Origin of the sequence: Paenibacillus sp. MER 180 (assembly GCF_023713665.1) — a bacterium.
Classification (GTDB): Bacteria; Bacillota; Bacilli; order Paenibacillales; family Paenibacillaceae; genus Paenibacillus_B; species Paenibacillus_B suaedae.
This window is the reverse complement of record NZ_JAMAVT010000018.1, coordinates 1-17,155: the sequence shown is the minus strand read 5'-3', so window position 1 is coordinate 17,155 and position 17,155 is coordinate 1. Positions and strand designations below refer to the sequence as shown.

At 47.1% G+C, this 17,155-nt stretch carries 12 protein-coding genes; 11 read left to right on the top strand and 1 reads right to left on the bottom strand.

Going from position 1 to position 17,155, the window contains the following annotated elements; translation table 11 throughout:
• Window positions 1–86 precede the first annotated feature (86 nt).
• From M3661_RS23675 to M3661_RS23645, 7 genes are all read left to right on the top strand, one after another.
• The gene (locus tag M3661_RS23675) at window positions 87–1,898 is read left to right on the top strand and encodes an ABC transporter ATP-binding protein (RefSeq protein ID WP_251489194.1); all 1,812 of its coding nucleotides are present in this window, start codon (window positions 87–89) and stop codon (window positions 1,896–1,898) included.
• Window positions 1,895–3,736, top strand: coding sequence for an ABC transporter ATP-binding protein (locus M3661_RS23670; protein WP_251489192.1), 1,842 nt, complete (start codon window positions 1,895–1,897; stop codon window positions 3,734–3,736). Before M3661_RS23675 ends, M3661_RS23670 begins: the two co-directional genes overlap by 4 nt.
• 223 nt (window positions 3,737–3,959) lie before the next feature.
• Window positions 3,960–4,520: a glycerol-3-phosphate responsive antiterminator gene (locus M3661_RS23665; protein ID WP_072730802.1), complete on the top strand. Its 561-nt coding sequence runs from the start codon at window positions 3,960–3,962 to the stop codon at window positions 4,518–4,520.
• 173 nt (window positions 4,521–4,693) lie between these two features.
• Entirely contained in the window at window positions 4,694–5,494 is an 801-nt protein-coding gene (locus M3661_RS23660; protein WP_251489190.1) for an MIP/aquaporin family protein, read from the top strand.
• Between the two features lie 140 nt (window positions 5,495–5,634).
• Complete coding sequence (gene glpK / locus M3661_RS23655; protein ID WP_251489188.1) at window positions 5,635–7,125, top strand: glycerol kinase GlpK; 1,491 nt, start codon at window positions 5,635–5,637, stop codon at window positions 7,123–7,125.
• Between the two features lie 177 nt (window positions 7,126–7,302).
• Window positions 7,303–8,973 carry a glycerol-3-phosphate dehydrogenase/oxidase gene (locus M3661_RS23650; protein WP_251489186.1) on the top strand — a complete coding sequence of 557 codons (1,671 nt, stop codon included), beginning with the start codon at window positions 7,303–7,305 and terminating at the stop codon, window positions 8,971–8,973.
• Between the two features lie 251 nt (window positions 8,974–9,224).
• A complete protein-coding gene (locus M3661_RS23645) occupies window positions 9,225–10,124 on the top strand; it encodes a chitosanase (RefSeq protein WP_251489184.1) in 900 nt (299 codons plus the stop codon).
• Window positions 10,125–10,189: 65 nt separating this feature from the next.
• Here the strand turns inward: M3661_RS23645 and M3661_RS23640 are convergent, their stop codons facing one another.
• Window positions 10,190–11,362 (bottom strand): MFS transporter, encoded by a 1,173-nt coding sequence (locus M3661_RS23640; RefSeq protein WP_065293513.1) that lies wholly within the window; start codon window positions 11,360–11,362, stop codon window positions 10,190–10,192.
• A gap of 489 nt (window positions 11,363–11,851) precedes the next feature.
• Here M3661_RS23640 and M3661_RS23635 point away from each other — a divergent pair, with 489 nt between their 5' ends.
• From M3661_RS23635 to M3661_RS23620, 4 genes are all read left to right on the top strand, one after another.
• A complete protein-coding gene (locus M3661_RS23635) occupies window positions 11,852–12,310 on the top strand; it encodes a GNAT family N-acetyltransferase (protein WP_251489181.1) in 459 nt (152 codons plus the stop codon).
• Between the two features lie 410 nt (window positions 12,311–12,720).
• Window positions 12,721–15,891: a collagenase gene (locus M3661_RS23630; protein WP_251489179.1), complete on the top strand. Its 3,171-nt coding sequence runs from the start codon at window positions 12,721–12,723 to the stop codon at window positions 15,889–15,891.
• A 215-nt stretch (window positions 15,892–16,106) separates the two neighbouring features.
• Complete coding sequence (locus M3661_RS23625) at window positions 16,107–16,544, top strand: LytTR family DNA-binding domain-containing protein (RefSeq protein ID WP_251489177.1); 438 nt, start codon at window positions 16,107–16,109, stop codon at window positions 16,542–16,544.
• Between the two features lie 12 nt (window positions 16,545–16,556).
• The gene (locus M3661_RS23620) at window positions 16,557–17,015 is read left to right on the top strand and encodes a DUF3021 family protein (protein ID WP_065293516.1); all 459 of its coding nucleotides are present in this window, start codon (window positions 16,557–16,559) and stop codon (window positions 17,013–17,015) included.
• The last annotated feature ends 140 nt before the right edge of the window (window positions 17,016–17,155 follow it).

Below are 17,155 nucleotides of genomic sequence, written 5' to 3'. Positions count from 1 at the left end.
GCTCGACTTCGGCGAAGGCAATGCTGTAGAAGGGGGCAGTTTGTGAGCGGTGCCGCGACTATGGGACACAAAGGGGAGACCTTAACGTGAAGCAGCAAAAAGAAAAAGGTGTGTTTGCCCTATGGAAGTCCGTGGCATGGCTAGTATCATTTGCGAAGTCGCACAAGGGCTGGTTAATTGCCGGTATGCTATGTGCCATTGCTGCGGCGGTGATCGAAATATGGACGGGCAGTCTGATCCAGCAACTGACCGCCAAGGCTGAACGAGGGGATGGGCAGGTAGTTATCAACACCGTGTATATGGTGCTTGTCGTTATTGCGGTAGGCGTTCCCGCGAAATACATGATGACATTCGGCATTGAAAAAGGGAGCGCCCGTGCAATGCGGGATGTACGCAACTCCATGATGCGCCATATCGGGAAGCTTCCTGTCCATTATTTGGACAAGCAGCATTCGGGCGATATGGTCTCGCGATTCACAAACGACATGCAGATCATTAATCAGTTCATGATACGCGACTTGCCGCAATGGTTCTATCATCCTCTGCTGTTTATCGGATGCTTTGCTTATTTGCTCTGGATCCGGTGGGAGCTTGTGCTGCTTAGCGTATTACTTGTGCCGGTCTCTTTGTTCGTATCTCAGTGGATTGGCAAGCAACTGCAGCAATTGACAGAAGAAGCGCAGGAGAGCACGGGACAGATGAATGCCATCGTGCAGGACACATTGAACGGCATGGTGCTTGTCAAAAGCTATTTGCTGCAAGGCTTATTGTTCCGTTCCTATCAATCGCTGCTGCAGCTCACCCTGCTCAAAAAACTGGCCGTCAGCAAAAGAGAAGCCATCATTACGCCGATTTTATTTACGCTAATGATGAGTCCGGTCGTCTTTTCCGTTCTATATGGAAGTTATTTAATTTCACAAGGCTCGTTCAGCACAGGAGAGCTGATTACATTCCTTTACCTGCTCAATCTATGTCTCGAGCCGCTGCAAAACATCCCGACACTTATCACACATACGTTCGAGATGGGCGGTGCATTGAAGCGGATTTATGATGTTGCGTCCCAACCTGTCGAACAGCAAGGAGAGAAGCTTGCAGACGAAAGTTTGAATGATGGTGGCATACGGGATCAAATGCCAATCGCCTTTGAACAGGTTAGCTTTGCCTATGAGAAGGATTCACCGCTGCTGCTTCGGAATTTGAGTTTCGCGGTGGAGCGGGGGAAGACCGTGGCGTTAGTCGGCGCCAGCGGCGGCGGGAAGAGCACTGTCATGAAGCTGATATGTGGATTTTATTCATTGCCTTGTAACGGAGGAACGATACGCGTATATGGACATTCCGTATCGAATTGGAATCCAGATGAGTTGCGTTCGAACCTGTCTGTTGTCACGCAGGATTCCTACTTGTTCAGCGGAACGATAGCCGACAATATCGGATACGGCAGGCCTAATGCTGCGTTTAATCATATTGTCGAAGCAGCTAAGGCTGCTCATGCGCACTCTTTTATTATGGAACTCCCGGATGGCTATCAGACGGAGGTCGGAGAGCGTGGAGGCTTGCTGTCAGGTGGACAACGACAGCGAATTACGATTGCGCGTGCAATCTTGAAGGATGCGCCTATACTGCTGCTCGATGAGCCGACATCTGCCTTGGATACGGAGTCTGAACATCTCGTTCAACAAGCGCTCGACACGCTCATGCAAGACCGAACAACGATCGTCATCGCACATCGCTTGTCAACCATTCAACACGCAGATGAAATATGGGTGATGGAAGGCGGAGGGATCGTCGAAGCAGGAACACACGATGAATTATTGGTCAAGGGCGGCGCTTACGCCAGCTTATATCATCGACAATTCTCTGCTGAGCCATCAGGGCGGGAGGAGGTGGCCTGCACATGAGACTATCTGACATGATTACATATGGGAAAGAAATAGTCGGCATGATGAATTTCATGAGCAAAAAGCATAAGCTGCATTATTACATTGGTATGATTGCGAGCGGCGCCGTAAACACCTTGTTTATTTTATCCTTCAGCTTGTTAGTGCAGAGTCTGGTTAATTATGCCGAGTCAAATGATATATCCCTTATGTATGGAGGACTGTACATTTTGGTGGGCTCCATTCTGCTATTGAACCTGATAGCTCCGCCGTTCACGTATTTGTTTCATCGAAGTGTGGAACTGACGCTGGCGAACATACGTGAACGTTTGTATCGGAAGATGTGCAGCCTGCGAATGTCAATGCTTGAGCGAACCCACAACGGTGAGCTGCTGTCCCGGATGAATAATGATGTGTCGACACTGGAAGTGACCTACTGCGGCATCCTGTTTGCCATGCTGCTCGAGATTATGATTAGTTTTGGCTCTATCATCATGATGTTCGCGCTGCATTGGCAATTTGCTTGCGTTTCTTTACTCGTGCTGCTCTTATCCTTCTATATCAGCTCGCGCTTCGTAAATACGGTACGGAATCTATACGACCGGCATCTGCATGTGACCGCTAAGTTGACTGAGAAATTCTCCGACTTTCTTGGTGGGATTCAGTTGGTAAAGCTGTTCCGCATTCGACCGATCTATGGACAATATGAAGCGTTGAACGAGCAAGTAACGGAACTATCGAGTCAGATTGCCCATAAGAAGGGGCTGCTCGCAGCGGTCAATCATTTCGTCAGTTACATTACGTTTTGCGGAATTATTGTTATTGGGAGTTTGCTGTATGCATACGGGTTCATTTCAATGGGGACGGTAGCGGCATTGGCCGTGCTGCAAATTCACTTGACTCATTCGTTCATGAATGTCGGCTCTACGATGTCGCTTATCCAAAACTCGTTGGCTGGTGCAAGACGAGTCCAGGAGCTGCTTTATGAAGAAGAAGAGCCGGAGAGATTCGGCAGTGAGATCAAGTGTGAAGATGCCATACTTGATATGACCCTTAGACCTGATCTGAACAACGACACTGTGAAACAAACTGGTACAATTAATAAGGCCGACGACATCGATAGTCATACCAACACGGCAGCACCGATGCTCGAACTAGATGATGTTGAATTCTCCTATACTGCTGGAAAAACAGCCATATCCCAAGTATCGATGAAGGTATATCCGGGACAAGTGGCAGCTATCGTTGGCGCCAGCGGCAGTGGGAAGAGCACACTGATCAAGCTGTTGCTCGGATTTTATCCGGTTGAAAGAGGAGAGGTTCGCCTCCTAGGCAAATCATTCGGGCATTATACGCTGGAGGAAATTCGCAGATTGATTGCCTATGTGCCGCAGGAAGCATTTTTGTTTAGCGGAACAATCGAAGAGAATATCCGTTACGGCAACCCACAAGCATCTCATGAGGAAGTGGTGGCTGCAGCGCAGGCCGCATACGCCCATCATTTTATTGAGGAGCTGCCAGATCAATATCAGACTTCAGTAGGGGAGCGGGGCGCCTCCTTGTCCGGCGGGCAGCGTCAGCGGATTGCAATTGCACGAGCATTGCTCAAAAATGCACCGATCCTGCTCCTTGACGAGGCGACGTCTGCGCTTGATACGGAATCGGAGCACTGGGTGCAAAAGGCATTGCAGCAGTTGATGCAGGGGAGGACGACCATCATGGTTGCCCACCGCTTGTCGACCGTGGAACATGCGGATATTATTTTCGTCATGAAGGAGGGAACCGTTGCGGAGCATGGCACGCACCGAAGCTTGCTCCAACATGGCTCCTATTATGCGAGCCTCCAAGGACAGGCTTAAATTCCTATTCTGGAAGTGTCGAAATATAACCTGACATGGAACCTTCGATCCTAATAATCGGAGGTTCTATTCATTTTTTTCACTTCCCGGTGGCTGTGTAAGCGTGTAAGATATAAAAATACTTGCATATGAGCAAAATCACACTTACTATTAGAAAGGTATGAACTGAATTACCACAGCATAGGAATAATTTGAGATCGATTCAACCGAAGGGGCTCGACCAATGAATTTTTATGAACAGCGAATATTGCCCGCATCGAGGCAAATGAAAGACTTGGAGAAAGCCGTAGCTTCACCATACGAATATTTGGTCCTGCTCGATGTCCATATCGCTCAACTCAAGCACGCCTGCAGTATGGTGCATCAAGCGAACAAGAAATTATTTTTGCATATCGATCTGATCCAAGGACTTCAAAGCGACGCTCACGCGACGGAGTACCTTTGTCAGGAGTATCGGCCGTACGGGATTTTGTCGACAAAATCCAGCGTCATTCAAAAAGCGAAGCAAAAAGGCGTCGTAGCTGTGCAGCGCATCTTTTTGATCGACAATAGCGCTCTGGAGAAGAGTTGCAAGCTGCTGCAGACGACGCAGCCCGATGTCATTGAAGTATTGCCAGGGGGCATGCCGAACGTCATTCGCAAAGTAAAAGAACGAACAAGCCTACCAATTTTGGCAGGGGGGTTCATCTCGACGAGAGAAGATGTGGAGCTCGCTCTGCAAGCTGGTGCCGAGGCGGTTACAACCTCAAATACGAAATTATGGACAAAATATGAAAAAAAGTGATTGACAACGCTTACAATTTTAAATAAAATTTAAATCAAGTTAATACTGTTACGGAGACTTGGAGATCTACTTTCAAACGCGTTGTCATCTCTGCTTGCAGCAGATGCGACGTGTGCTTGAACGTAGGTCTCTTTGCATTTTCTTAACAGGAATGAACAACAGGAGGGGTCAATATGTCGGCGTTTTGGGGAGAATTTATTGGAACCATGATACTGATTGCACTCGGCGGGGGCGTATGTGCAGGGGTATCGCTAAAGAAGTCGTATGCCGCTAATTCGGGGTGGATCGTTATTACGATGGGATGGGGTTTGGCTGTCGCGGTCGCGGCGTATTCCGTAGGTTCGATTAGTGGAGCCCATCTCAATCCAGCACTTACATTGGGGCTCGCTTTTATTGGGAATTTTCCTTGGGCTGATGTACCGTCGTACATAGCGGCACAGATGCTAGGTGCTATTGTGGGAGCTGTTCTTGTGTTTCTGCATTATTTGCCGCACTGGAAACTGACGGAGGATCAGGGTGCGAAGCTGGGGGTGTTTGCAACAAGTCCAGCCGTCTATCATCCATTCTCCAACTTAATTAGTGAAATGATTGGAACGTTCATTTTGGTTCTCGGTATTTTGGCGATTGGCGCCAACAAGTTCACGGATGGTTTGAATCCACTAATTGTTGGATTTCTTATTGTCAGTATAGGGTTATCATTGGGAGGAACAACGGGATACGCCATCAACCCTGCACGCGACCTGGGGCCGCGAATCGCGCACATGCTGCTGCCGATCGCAGGCAAGGGCGGTTCCAATTGGAAATATGCCTGGATACCTGTTGTTGGGCCGCTGCTCGGAGGTTCGCTCGGTGGGCTGTTTTATAAAAATGTATTTTTAGGTCAGTCTGATGCAGTAATATGGGCAGTAGCGGGGACCGCACTTGTTATCCTTGTATTTTCGCTGTTCTTGTCTAGAAAAAATGTTATTCGATAAGTACTATCGCTAGTGTATATAATCAATAATTTTTCCGTGATTGCATGATCACTCAATCCTCTTCCATGGATCACGATGAAATGAATCATGATGATTCAATCGATAGGGATTCACCACTACTGAATATGGGGGAATTTTATATGGAAAAGTACATCTTATCTCTTGATCAAGGCACAACGAGTTCCAGAGCCATTTTGTTCAACAAAGATGGACATATTGTCCACGTTGCCCAGAAGGAATTCACGCAAATTTTCCCTGAACCAGGCTGGGTAGAACACAACGCACAGGAGATCTGGGGTACGATTTTGGCCGTCATCGCGACATGTCTCATTGAATCCGGCGTGAAGCCAAAACAAATTGCGGGCATCGGTATTACGAACCAGCGCGAGACAACTGTCGTGTGGGATAAGGAATCTGGCCGTCCGGTATACAATGCGATCGTATGGCAATCGAGACAGACGAAGTCCATCTGCGATGAATTGCAGGAGGCAGGCTACGGGGAATTGTTCCGTTCCAAGACGGGGCTTCTCATCGACTCCTATTTCTCAGGAACCAAGGTCAAATGGATTCTCGATAACGTTCCTGGCGCGCGTGAAAAGGCAGAGCGTGGCGATCTATTGTTCGGGACAATCGATACATGGCTTATTTGGAAGCTCACGGGCGGCAATGTGCATGTAACAGACTATAGCAACGCTTCACGTACCCTTATGTACAATATACATGAGCTGAAGTGGGACGATGAACTGCTGGAGCTGCTAACGATTCCGAAGCAGATGCTTCCAGAGGTGCGTTCTTCTTCCGAAGTATACGGCAAAACGGTGGACTTCCATTTCTTCGGCGAGGAGATTCCGATTGCGGGCGCTGCGGGAGATCAGCAAGCGGCACTGTTCGGGCAAGCATGTTTCCAGCAGGGAATGGCCAAGAACACGTACGGTACGGGATGCTTCATGTTGATGAATACTGGCGAACAGGCTGTGAAGTCCTCTCATGGGCTGCTAACGACGATCGCTTGGGGTATTGACGGCAAAGTAGAATATGCGCTGGAAGGAAGCGTTTTCGTTGCTGGCTCCGCCATTCAATGGCTTCGCGATGGGTTGCGCATGATCAAGGAATCCAAGGATAGTGAGTTATATGCAAGCAAGGTGGAGTCAACAGACGGCGTGTATGTCGTTCCAGCCTTCGTCGGATTGGGTACGCCGTACTGGGACAGTGAGGTGAAAGGCGCGATCTTCGGCCTGACGCGCGGCACTTCGAAAGAACACTTCATCCGCGCAACATTGGAATCGCTCGCTTATCAGACGAAAGACGTATTGACTGCGATGGAGGCCGACTCGTCCATCAAGCTGACCAAGCTGCGTGTGGATGGAGGAGCAATTCAGAACAATTTCCTGATGCAGTTCCAGAGCGACATGCTGGGCGTACCGGTGGAATGTCCGCAAGTATTTGAAACAACTGCACTAGGCGCGGCATACCTTGCAGGTTTGGCTGTGGGATACTGGAGCGACCGGGACGAGATAGCGGCGCAATGGAGCATTGATCGTACCTTTATCCCGTCCATGCAGGAAGAACGCCGCAATGCCTTGTATTCTGGCTGGGGCAAAGCCATTGAGGCAACAAAAGTATTTAAATAAGTGCATGAATATGCTACAATTTTAAATAAGTTAATATTTAAATTCGGTTGGAGAATTGAGAACCGCAATTGCACTTTAGTCTATGACTTTAGTGTTATTGCGGTTTTTTTGTTTTCGATGTGAGCATTAGCGAGTACTTACTTTTCATGCCGTCTTTATGACGAGGGAGGTTATCATATGACAACTGTCTTTTCCGCTATGAAGCGCAAATCTATCGTACAAGCAATGGGGCAGAAGCCGCTTGACGTGATCGTTATTGGAGGAGGAATCACAGGCGCAGGGATTGCGTTGGATGCGACAACAAGAGGATTGAGAACGGCACTATTCGAGATGCAGGACTTCGCCGCAGGGACGTCTAGCCGTTCAACGAAGCTAGTTCATGGCGGTCTCCGCTACTTGAAGCAATTTGATGTGAAGACGGTAGCTGAAGTCGGCAAGGAGCGCGCCATTGTATATGAGAATGGGCCGCATGTAACAACGCCTGAGTGGATGCTGCTTCCGCTTCATCGCGGCGGAACGTTCGGCAAATTCAGCACTGGGATCGGCTTGCGTGTTTACGACTTCCTGGCTGGTGTTAAGCGCAGCGAGCGACGCCGCATGCTGTCGGAGCAAGAGACGCTGAGCCGTGAGCCGCTGTTGAAGCAAGAAGGGCTCTTGGGTGGCGGTTATTATGTAGAATATCGAACCGACGACGCGCGGTTGACGATTGAAGTCATGAAGGAAGCCGTTCGGAATGGAGCCATGGCTCTGAACTATATGAAGGTAGATTCGTTTTTGTATGAAAACGGAAAAATTATTGGCGTCCGTGTTATTGATCAATTGGATGGGGAAGCGTTCGAATTCCGTGCCAAGAAGATTATCAATGCGGCAGGCCCTTGGGTTGATGAGCTTCGTAATAAGGATCATTCGAAGACAGGCAAGCATCTTCAACTGTCCAAAGGGGTGCATCTTGTCATCGATCAGTCGAAATTTCCGCTCAAGCAAGCGATTTACTTCGACACGCCGGACGGCCGAATGGTATTCGCAATTCCGCGCGACGGAAAAACGTATGTAGGCACAACGGATACGTTCTATAAGGCAGATCCGGTTCAACCTGTCATGACGAAGGAAGACCGTGATTATATCATGAAGGCGATACAGTACATGTTCCCTTCGATTCAGCTTACTGCAGACGACGTTGAATCGAGCTGGGCGGGGGTAAGGCCGCTCATCTACGAAGAAGGGAAAAATGCATCCGAGATTTCCCGCAGAGATGAGATTTGGCAATCTCCATCTGGATTGATTACGATTGCAGGCGGCAAACTGACCGGATATCGCAAAATGGCTGAAATGATCGTTGATTTGGTCATGAAGCTGCTCAGCCAAGATGAAGGAATTACATTTACAGCTGCAAAGACAAAGGAGATGCCAATATCAGGCGGGCATGTAGGCGGCTCGACCGATTTCCTGGGATTCGTGGAAGGAAAAATGAATGAAGGCGTACGAAATGGGCTTGATGGGTCACTTGCTAAGCGCTGGGCACGTATGTATGGCTCAAATGTGGATGTAATCTTCGACTTGGCGGATCGTTATCAGAGCAAGACGGAACAAAGCGGTCTTCCGCTAGAAGTGCTTGTCCCGCTCATATATGCCATGGAAGAGGAAATGACATTGAAGCCGGTGGACTTCTTTATTCGCCGTACGGGTGCACTCTTCTTTAACATCCAGTGGGTACGGAAATGGAAGCAGCCGGTCATTGCCTACATGGCTTCTACGTTCGGCTGGACGGAAGAACAGCGCAATCAATATGCAGCGGAGCTCGACACCGCACTGCATCAAGCCGTCGTCCCACAGGTGGAAGCGAATTAGTGTAATGAAGAATAACGGTTACATGGAGAAGACGGGGGATTTTTATCTCCCGTCTTTTTCCATATTTCACAAATATGTAAAGAATTGTTTTTGATGTAGTTTCATACTTATCAGGGGTGGCATGTCGAAGAGTAACAGCAAATCAAGCAACATTGCATCATTTTTCTATGTTGAAGGAAGGAGATGGAATTTGGTTTGAAGTATCGCTTGAAGTATCGTATTAACCCATTATTTTTGGAGGTGCTAATGGTTTGTACAACGAAAAGCCAATTATGAAAAGAACAAAATTACTGGTCGTCCTGTTCTCATTTTCTTTACTTGTCTCCATGTCTGGAATAAGTGCTCTTCTCCCATCGAAGGCTTCTGCTGCAAGCTCTCACGATGACAATTTTTCACCGAAAACGCTAAAGTTCCTTCGGGCCAATACAGGACTTGATGGCGAGCAGTGGGACAATATTATGAAGCTAATTAACAAACCCGAGCAGGATTCACTTAATTGGACCGAGTACTATGGGTACTGCGAGGATATTGATGATGATCGAGGGTATACAATCGGCATATTCGGAGCCACGACAGGGGGAGACAATGACAAGCATCCAGACGGCCCGACCTTGTTCAAGGAATTCGACGCTGCCAGCGGTGCTTCCAATCCTTCGGTTGAAGGAGGCTTGTCTCGAATTGGTGTAAATGGATCAATGAAAGGATCGATATTGAACATTAAGGATAGCGAAAAAGTGTTCTGCGGCAAAATCAAAAAACTGGAGAACAATGATGCGTGGAGAGAGGCAATGTGGCAAACCTTCTATAAGGTTTACATAAAATACAGCGTGGAGCAAGCGCGCAAACGTGGTTTCAATTCTGCTCTGACGATTGGTTCCTTTGTCGATACAGCCTTAAATCAGGGCGCAACTGGAGATTCTGGAACACTTGAAGGCCTTTTGTCCCGTTCAGGCAAAAGCAGCGATGAGAAGACATTTATGAAGAAATTTTATGATGAGAGAACAAAAATTGTAGATACGAATCAATACAATAAGCCGCCTAATGGCAAGAACCGTGTAAAGCAATGGAGCCAGCTGTGGGATATGGAGAAAGCTGACCTCAAGAACGCTGACGAAGCGGTTGTTAAAGTTACTAGTTGGAAAATGAAATGAGTCAAAAATCCCGCGTCCGTTGTTTGGATGCGGGATTTTTTCTGTCATCTTTTTGAAAGGTACAATTAATTCCATCTAACTATCATTAAAAAAGTGATGAAAAGAATGCAGCAGCCAGCTATAAATGGAGCGAATATATTGGCGTCAAATAAGAAACCAGCCAAAGTGGGGCCAACAATATTTCCAACGCTCATGTAAGCATTATTCATCCCGGCTACATACCCCTGCTCATTGCCTGCCATCTTGGATAATTGCGTATTCAACGCTGGCCGAAGCATGGCTGTCGCAAAAAATATGATGGAAGTGACAAGGAATATGCTCCAAAAATGAGTAGCGAATAAAAGTACAATATAGGCAGTTGAAGTTAAGAGAAGAGAGCCTTTGATTACCTTCGTTTCGCCGAATGCCTGAATGATTTTCGCGACAAGCAATGCTTGCATGCCAACGCCGATTATTGCTCCGGTGGTTAGAATGATGGCAATATGCTGTGCTGTGAATTGGAATCGGGTCGTTACATATAAGCCGAGCACGGATTCATAATTGGCGAGTCCGAAAGTCATTACCAGTACAAGCATGAAGAGCATCGCATATTTGGATGTTATTGATTTGGCATACAGCTTGAATATCGATTCCTTGCTTGCCACATGTGCCCGCGCCGCCTCCATCTGTTGCTTGGACAAGCTTTCTGGCAAGCGTATTACTGAAAAAACAGTTGCAGCTATGGCTGCACCCGCGGCGACATAAAGAGGAGCTCTCGTTCCGAAGCCGGCTAGGAATCCTCCTGATCCAGGCCCGACTACAAATCCAAAGGACATGGCTGCGGCGAGCAAGCTATTGCCTCTCGCACGTTCGTCGGTAGTGGTTATATCTGCTACGTAGGCCATCATGGGCGGAACAATCAGAGCTGCCGCGACTCCCTCCAGCAGCCTCGAGGCATACAGCATCCACAGCGCATCTCCAAGAGCGAACAGCAGCTTAGCAGCACTGAATATGACAAGTCCGGCAAGAATAAATGTTTTTCTCCCATATCGATCAGACAGGCTGCCTGTAAGCGGGGACAGCAGAAACTGAGTAATGCCGTAAGCGGCAACTAACAATCCCATCGCCTGACCGTTTGCGTCGAATTCTATGATCAATTCAGGCAGGATGGGCGTAATCAAGCCAACGCCGACCATCACAATGAATATATTGAGCATTAATATTGCGAGTATTTTGTTGTTTTTGAGAAAGGTAACCATACGAAAGCCTCCTTACCGGTGGACTGCACCACATGAATGATGATGTTTTAGCAAGTTGTAGAAACCAAAAAACCTCCTTATCCATAAAGTGCTGGATAGGAGGCAGACATGCGAACACAGAGACACATTGCTCCGCATACGTGCAAAAGCCAGTAAATGTCCGTTCGTTATGGTCAAAAAGCCCACACTAATCCCATCCAGAAAATTCGTACAGGTACGATGTTTTCTTATGCGGAATCGGATTAGTAGATCATTGGCTTGAGGTCACCCTTTCAATGCTTAATTGCTATAGAGCAAAGCATACAGTTTTTTGCAAGGTCAATCCATTTTTTTCTTCCTTAATCCACATCTATTTTGTTGTCGTTAAGTTGCCGTGAAAATAGGGGTTGTCCGCGTATTCGTAGATTTGGTACGATAACGGAAAATAGAGCTGAAATAAAGGAGTACATATAACTGGTGAATTCGTGAAAAGGGAAGGGGACCACGATCTTGCTGCAAATTATCAATTTGAAAGACCGAATGGATTTACTGGAACAGGTGAGTCATTGGCTGTGGCAGCAATGGGCAAGCGATAAGCCGTACGAAGCGATCAAGTACGCGACAGACCATCATGTCCATGTCGACCGTGTGCCGATGACGTTCGTGGCTTTGCTGGATGAGCAGCCTGTAGGTACGGTATCGCTATGGATGAATGATTTTAAGTGTCGTCAAGATTTGTACCCATGGCTGGCGAGCTTGTATGTGACGGAAGCAGCAAGGGGACAAGGAGTCGCGGCTGCGCTTCAACAATATGTTGTTCAAGAGGCAAAGCGGCTCGGATATGACAGTTTATACTTGAATACGAATCATATTGGATTTTACGAGAAACAAGGTTGGGAGTTTGTAGAATCAGCGCCGCTGCTGGAAGGTGGTTATAAACGAATATACAGGAAAAATCTAACATATTAATTGAAAGGGCAGCGGAGAGCTGCCCATTATTTTTGCTAAAAAGAGATAGAATCCCTCTCAAATCCCCGGAATAAACGATTTATTCAATGGATGTTCAATGGGTGTTTTCCCCAGTTTGATGAAAAGGAAACTGATTTTGTATGCTCTTATTTTAGAGTGGTCGCCTCATTACTTGCAAAATTCGACAATCGTGATGAAATGGGTGAAAGCGCCCTTGTAAAGGTTTGCGAGATTCGAATATGTATGGTATTCGTCCTAATTCTGGGAAGATGTTGCTGAGTCGAAAGTGCTATGCGTAAAGAAAAACAGGAATTTAGCTGCATGACTGTAGCTCTGTGTGACGCCGATATTAGGTTTATCGTTCATCTATCGTGAACGTACACCAATATACACATGGGGGATAACTGCAGATGAAACAACAGATGAAACAAATGACGAAAAAACAGAAGAAACAAGAGATGAAGGAGCAGAGGAAACAACGAGCATGGATGAAGTGGACTTCGATTTTGTTGGCGGCCACTGTCGCGACGGGGAGTACAGCGGGCTTCGCAGCAGCTGAGGAGCGAGGATTGCAGGTTCGGGAAGATGCCGCTCAGTTTGGAATTCACAATGTGATCGCACAGCAAGAACCTTCTGGATCTGATTTGCCGTCCGACATGGAAGGAAGACTGCCGATGGCGGAACAGTCTGAAGATCCAGGGATCCCGGAGCCGCCTGCCCGGGCTGTAAAGAGCATAAGCGAGCAGTCGACATACAGCATGGCCGATTTGAATGCACTGTCGTATGAGGAGCTTACAGATCTGCTGGTAAGCATTGATTGGGAAAAGATTCCTGAGTTGTTCAAATTAAATGAGGATAGTCGACGTTTTTATGCGGACGAAAATCGCATGCAAGCGATCATTGATCGGCTGGAGGAGAGCGGAAGACGATTTACAACTGAGGATATGAAGGGTATTCCAACGTTGGTAGAGGTACTGCGTTCTGGTGTATACCTGGGGTATTACAATAAGGAGCTGAGTCGCCTTAATGAGCTGGATTTCCGTGAGAAAATGCTGCCTGCTATAAAGGCGATTATTGATAACCCGTCTTTTACTTGGGGAAATGAAGTGCAGCATTCAGTTATTTCGGCAACGGGAAGACTAATTTCCAACGTCACAGTTGATACGTATATCGTCAACCGGTTGACCGGACTGTTGTCAGACTTTACTGATCGCCAAGAGCAATTAGGAGGTAATTTCTTATCTGGAAAGGCCTTCTACGACGTAATCCAGGGCGTCGGGTATGTTTTGATGTATCGCATGACCGAGCCGGATCAGAAGGCCGAATTCAAAGGCAATATAGACGGATATTTGGAGCAATTATTCCGTCTGGGGAGCGAAGGTTCCACAGCAGAGGATAAGAAATGGCTGACCAGCAATGCAATTTACTATTCTGGCGCGCTCGGGCATTATCATAGCGATCCGGAGAAAGCGAACCGGGTGCTGACGGACGTTATGCAGACGCAGCCGAAGCTTGGGGAGTTCTATTTCGTAGCAGCAGATCAGATTGCACGGAATTACGATGAGAAGGACGCTTATGGCAACCGGGTTGATATCGACGAACTGAAGCAGCGCGGAAAGGAACATTATTTACCGCAGCGGGTTGAATTCGATGATGGCCAGATAGTGTTCCGGGCGGGGGGCCAATTGACCCAAGAGCAGCTTCAACGCTTATATTGGGCGGCGAAAGAAGTGAAGGCCCAATTCCACCGGGTCATCGGCAATGACAAGCCATTAGAGGCGGGAAATGCAGACGATGTACTTACGATCGTCATTTATAACAGTCCGGATGAATACAAGATGAACAAGTTCTTGTACGGGTACGACACGGAAAACGGCGGTATTTATATCGAAGGGGTAGGTACCTTCTTTACGTATGATCGCACGGAAAATCAAAGTATTTATAGTTTGGAGGAGTTGTTCCGGCACGAGTTTACCCATTATTTGCAAGCACGCTTTGAGGTGCCGGGCCAGTTTGGACAAGGGCCGTTGTATCAAGGCGGACGCATGCAATGGTTCGATGAAGGCGGAGCCGAATTCTTCGCTGGCGCCACGCGAATGGAGGGAATTAAGCCCCGCAAGTCGGTTGTCGGCTATTTGGTTGGTGACGAGCCGGGGCAGCGCTTCACTGTGTCGGATACCGTAAATTCAAAATATGGATCATGGCAATTTTATAATTATTCCTTTGCATTATACGACTATTTATATCATCATGACTTCAATGCGATGGATCGGATTCATCGTGCCATCCGGTACAATGATGCGAATGCTTATGAGCAGCAGCTCGCGTCCATAAGCGGCGATGCACGCATGAACGAATCATACCAGCGCTCTATCGACGAGGCGGTTGCCCGCTATGAAGAATTGTCGACACCGCTCGTATCTGACGACTATTTACAAGCGGTGGAGCAGAAGCCGGAACTCGAAATTTACGATGAGATCACGAATGTGGCTGAACTTCGCAACAGAAGCGTTAAGAAAAGCAATTCTGGCTTGTTCCAGACGTTCGAACTGCGCGGCACGTATGTCGGAGGGGCTTCCGCAGGAATCGAACAAGACTGGCAGACAATGAACAAGCTGACGGATGGCTTCTTGCATACGTTATCGGATAAGCCGTGGAATGGATTCAAAACGGTTACCGCATACTTTACCAATTATCGTGTTAATGATGAAGGCAATTTTGTATATGACGTTGTGTTCAATGGCAAGCTTCCTGAAGGGACAGACAGTGGCAAGGATGTTGTATTGCCAGACGGCGGTACCAATTCCGGGAACGGCAACAATAGTAACAGCGGGAACAAAGATGGGGATCGACAACCAGATGTTACGGATCGTGAACCAAACGACACATGGAAAACAGCCATCCGGCTCGACGGTACAGGAAAATCTGTATCCGGTAAAGTGAGTGATACAGATGCGTTGGATGTTTACCGTTTTGACGCGAAGCAGGCGGGAGAATGGATGATCGAATTGGAATCGGCGCAGGAGCGGGGGGTTGCCTGGGTGCTTTTCCACGAGTCTGACCAGGACAATTATAAGGCCTATCCGACTAAAATAGAAGGGAACAGCTTAGCTGGCTCCATTTCGGTTGATGAGCCGGGAACCTATTATTTGCATGTATATGCGATAGCGGAAGGAGATCAGACTTATAATCTGGTAGTTAAGCCGGAAGGGCAGCAACAGCCAGAATCAGAGCTTTCTCTGTTCGAGGAGACTGAACCGAATGATGCGCTAGACATGGCTAACGGACCGGTACCATTTGGCCGGACGATCATGGGAACGCTCGAAAGTGACGACCAGCAGGACATATTTGTCATTGACGTGGACAAACCGAGGGCGCTGAACATTGCCTTGGAGAAGCAGCTTGGCGATCACGTGAATTGGGTGTTGTACCGCGAAAGCGATAATGAGCAGATTCTGTATCCTGTCGACGAGGACGGCAACTTCATGAAGGGAGAAGTCGAGGCGGAGCCTGGCCGGTATCATTTATATGTGTACAAGTTTGCCGATGAGGATGTTCACTACAAGCTCCAAATTAAATAATATAGAATTTCGTTGGCTATAAGTCGGTTACCGATGTAGGTTAATGGTGAGGCGTGTCACTCTTAAATGAGCGGCACGCTTTTTTCATTTATCAAGTGTTTTGTGATTTCCAATTTTATGAACCACAATTATACTTAGTAGAGTGAGTTTGATGTAAGGAAACGGAAAAGACAAGCGATGACAGACAAAAGGGGCAAATAGGCGGTGATATAGCTATGAAAATATCAATCGAAGAAATCGATATTCAGAAGGAAGAAGAAATTATTATACGATGTCATGAAGTCACTGATGAAATCATGAGTTTGATAAGTCGGATAAAAGTAAAAAATAAGATGCTCATGGGCTTTCATGAGGATACGATTCACCAAATCAAGCTCAGCGATGTGTACTATTTTGAATCGGTGGATAACAAGGTATTTATGTATTGCAAGGATAAGGTGTTTGAAGCGAAACAGAAGCTGTACGAGCTCGAACAGGTAGTCGAGGGGAAGAAGTTCTTCCGCGCATCGAAATCTAGTATTCTCAATATCGCGAAAATATCGTACATCAGGCCGTCTATCAGCGGCAGGTTCGAGGCGAGAATGGATAATGGAGAGACGGTTATGGTGTCGCGTCAATATGTGCCGATTCTGAAATCGATGCTTGGTCTATAGGGGGGGACGAACATGAATGTTTCAGAGATTGTAAAAAGCTTTGTAAGAAATTACTTGCTTGTATTTGCAGGCATTGTCATATTCATCACCCTGCTGAATCATCTAAATATATGGGTAGACGGCTCGGATGCTTCGATATTTTCTCTCGGTTTCCATCATATATACGCAATCATGATATGCGCTTTGGTGGGTGTCTTGCCAAGTCCTATGTTCTATTATTCTGCTGATGATATAAGCGAAAAGGGAATGCGGTTGCGAATATTGATCCATTTTGTGATCTTGGAAATAGTGTTGCTTATTTTCACGAATTGGATGGGCTGGGTAACGGGAGTAGTTAACACAATGATACTCGCATTTGAAATCGCAATTATCTCCCTGCTTGTCCGTTGGCTTGAATGGAGCAGTGACAGGAAGGTCGCAATGGAAATCAATGAGAAGCTACAAAAACTAAAAAATGATGAAGAACAATAAGACGGGGAGGCAGTGATATGCTCCCATCATAGTAGACAGTAGGAAAAACAAAACTTCTACTGCTACAATGATGGGAGTTTTTCTAATGTCTAAAAGAAGTCCAGTATCATTAGAAGTAAAATTACATGTCGTACAGCGGT

What these genes read in the sequence shown, in the direction of transcription:
- M3661_RS23670 (WP_251489192.1), top strand. Translation starts at nt 1,895, where the DNA reads ATGAGACTATCTGACATGATTACATATGGGAAAGAAATAGTCGGCATG.
- M3661_RS23665 (WP_072730802.1), top strand. Translation starts at nt 3,960, where the DNA reads ATGAATTTTTATGAACAGCGAATATTGCCCGCATCGAGGCAAATGAAA.
- M3661_RS23660 (WP_251489190.1), top strand. Translation starts at nt 4,694, where the DNA reads ATGTCGGCGTTTTGGGGAGAATTTATTGGAACCATGATACTGATTGCA.
- glpK (WP_251489188.1), top strand. Translation starts at nt 5,635, where the DNA reads ATGGAAAAGTACATCTTATCTCTTGATCAAGGCACAACGAGTTCCAGA.
- M3661_RS23650 (WP_251489186.1), top strand. Translation starts at nt 7,303, where the DNA reads ATGACAACTGTCTTTTCCGCTATGAAGCGCAAATCTATCGTACAAGCA.
- M3661_RS23640 (WP_065293513.1), bottom strand. Translation starts at nt 11,362, where the DNA reads ATGGTTACCTTTCTCAAAAACAACAAAATACTCGCAATATTAATGCTC.
- M3661_RS23630 (WP_251489179.1), top strand. Translation starts at nt 12,721, where the DNA reads ATGAAACAACAGATGAAACAAATGACGAAAAAACAGAAGAAACAAGAG.
- M3661_RS23625 (WP_251489177.1), top strand. Translation starts at nt 16,107, where the DNA reads ATGAAAATATCAATCGAAGAAATCGATATTCAGAAGGAAGAAGAAATT.
- M3661_RS23620 (WP_065293516.1), top strand. Translation starts at nt 16,557, where the DNA reads ATGAATGTTTCAGAGATTGTAAAAAGCTTTGTAAGAAATTACTTGCTT.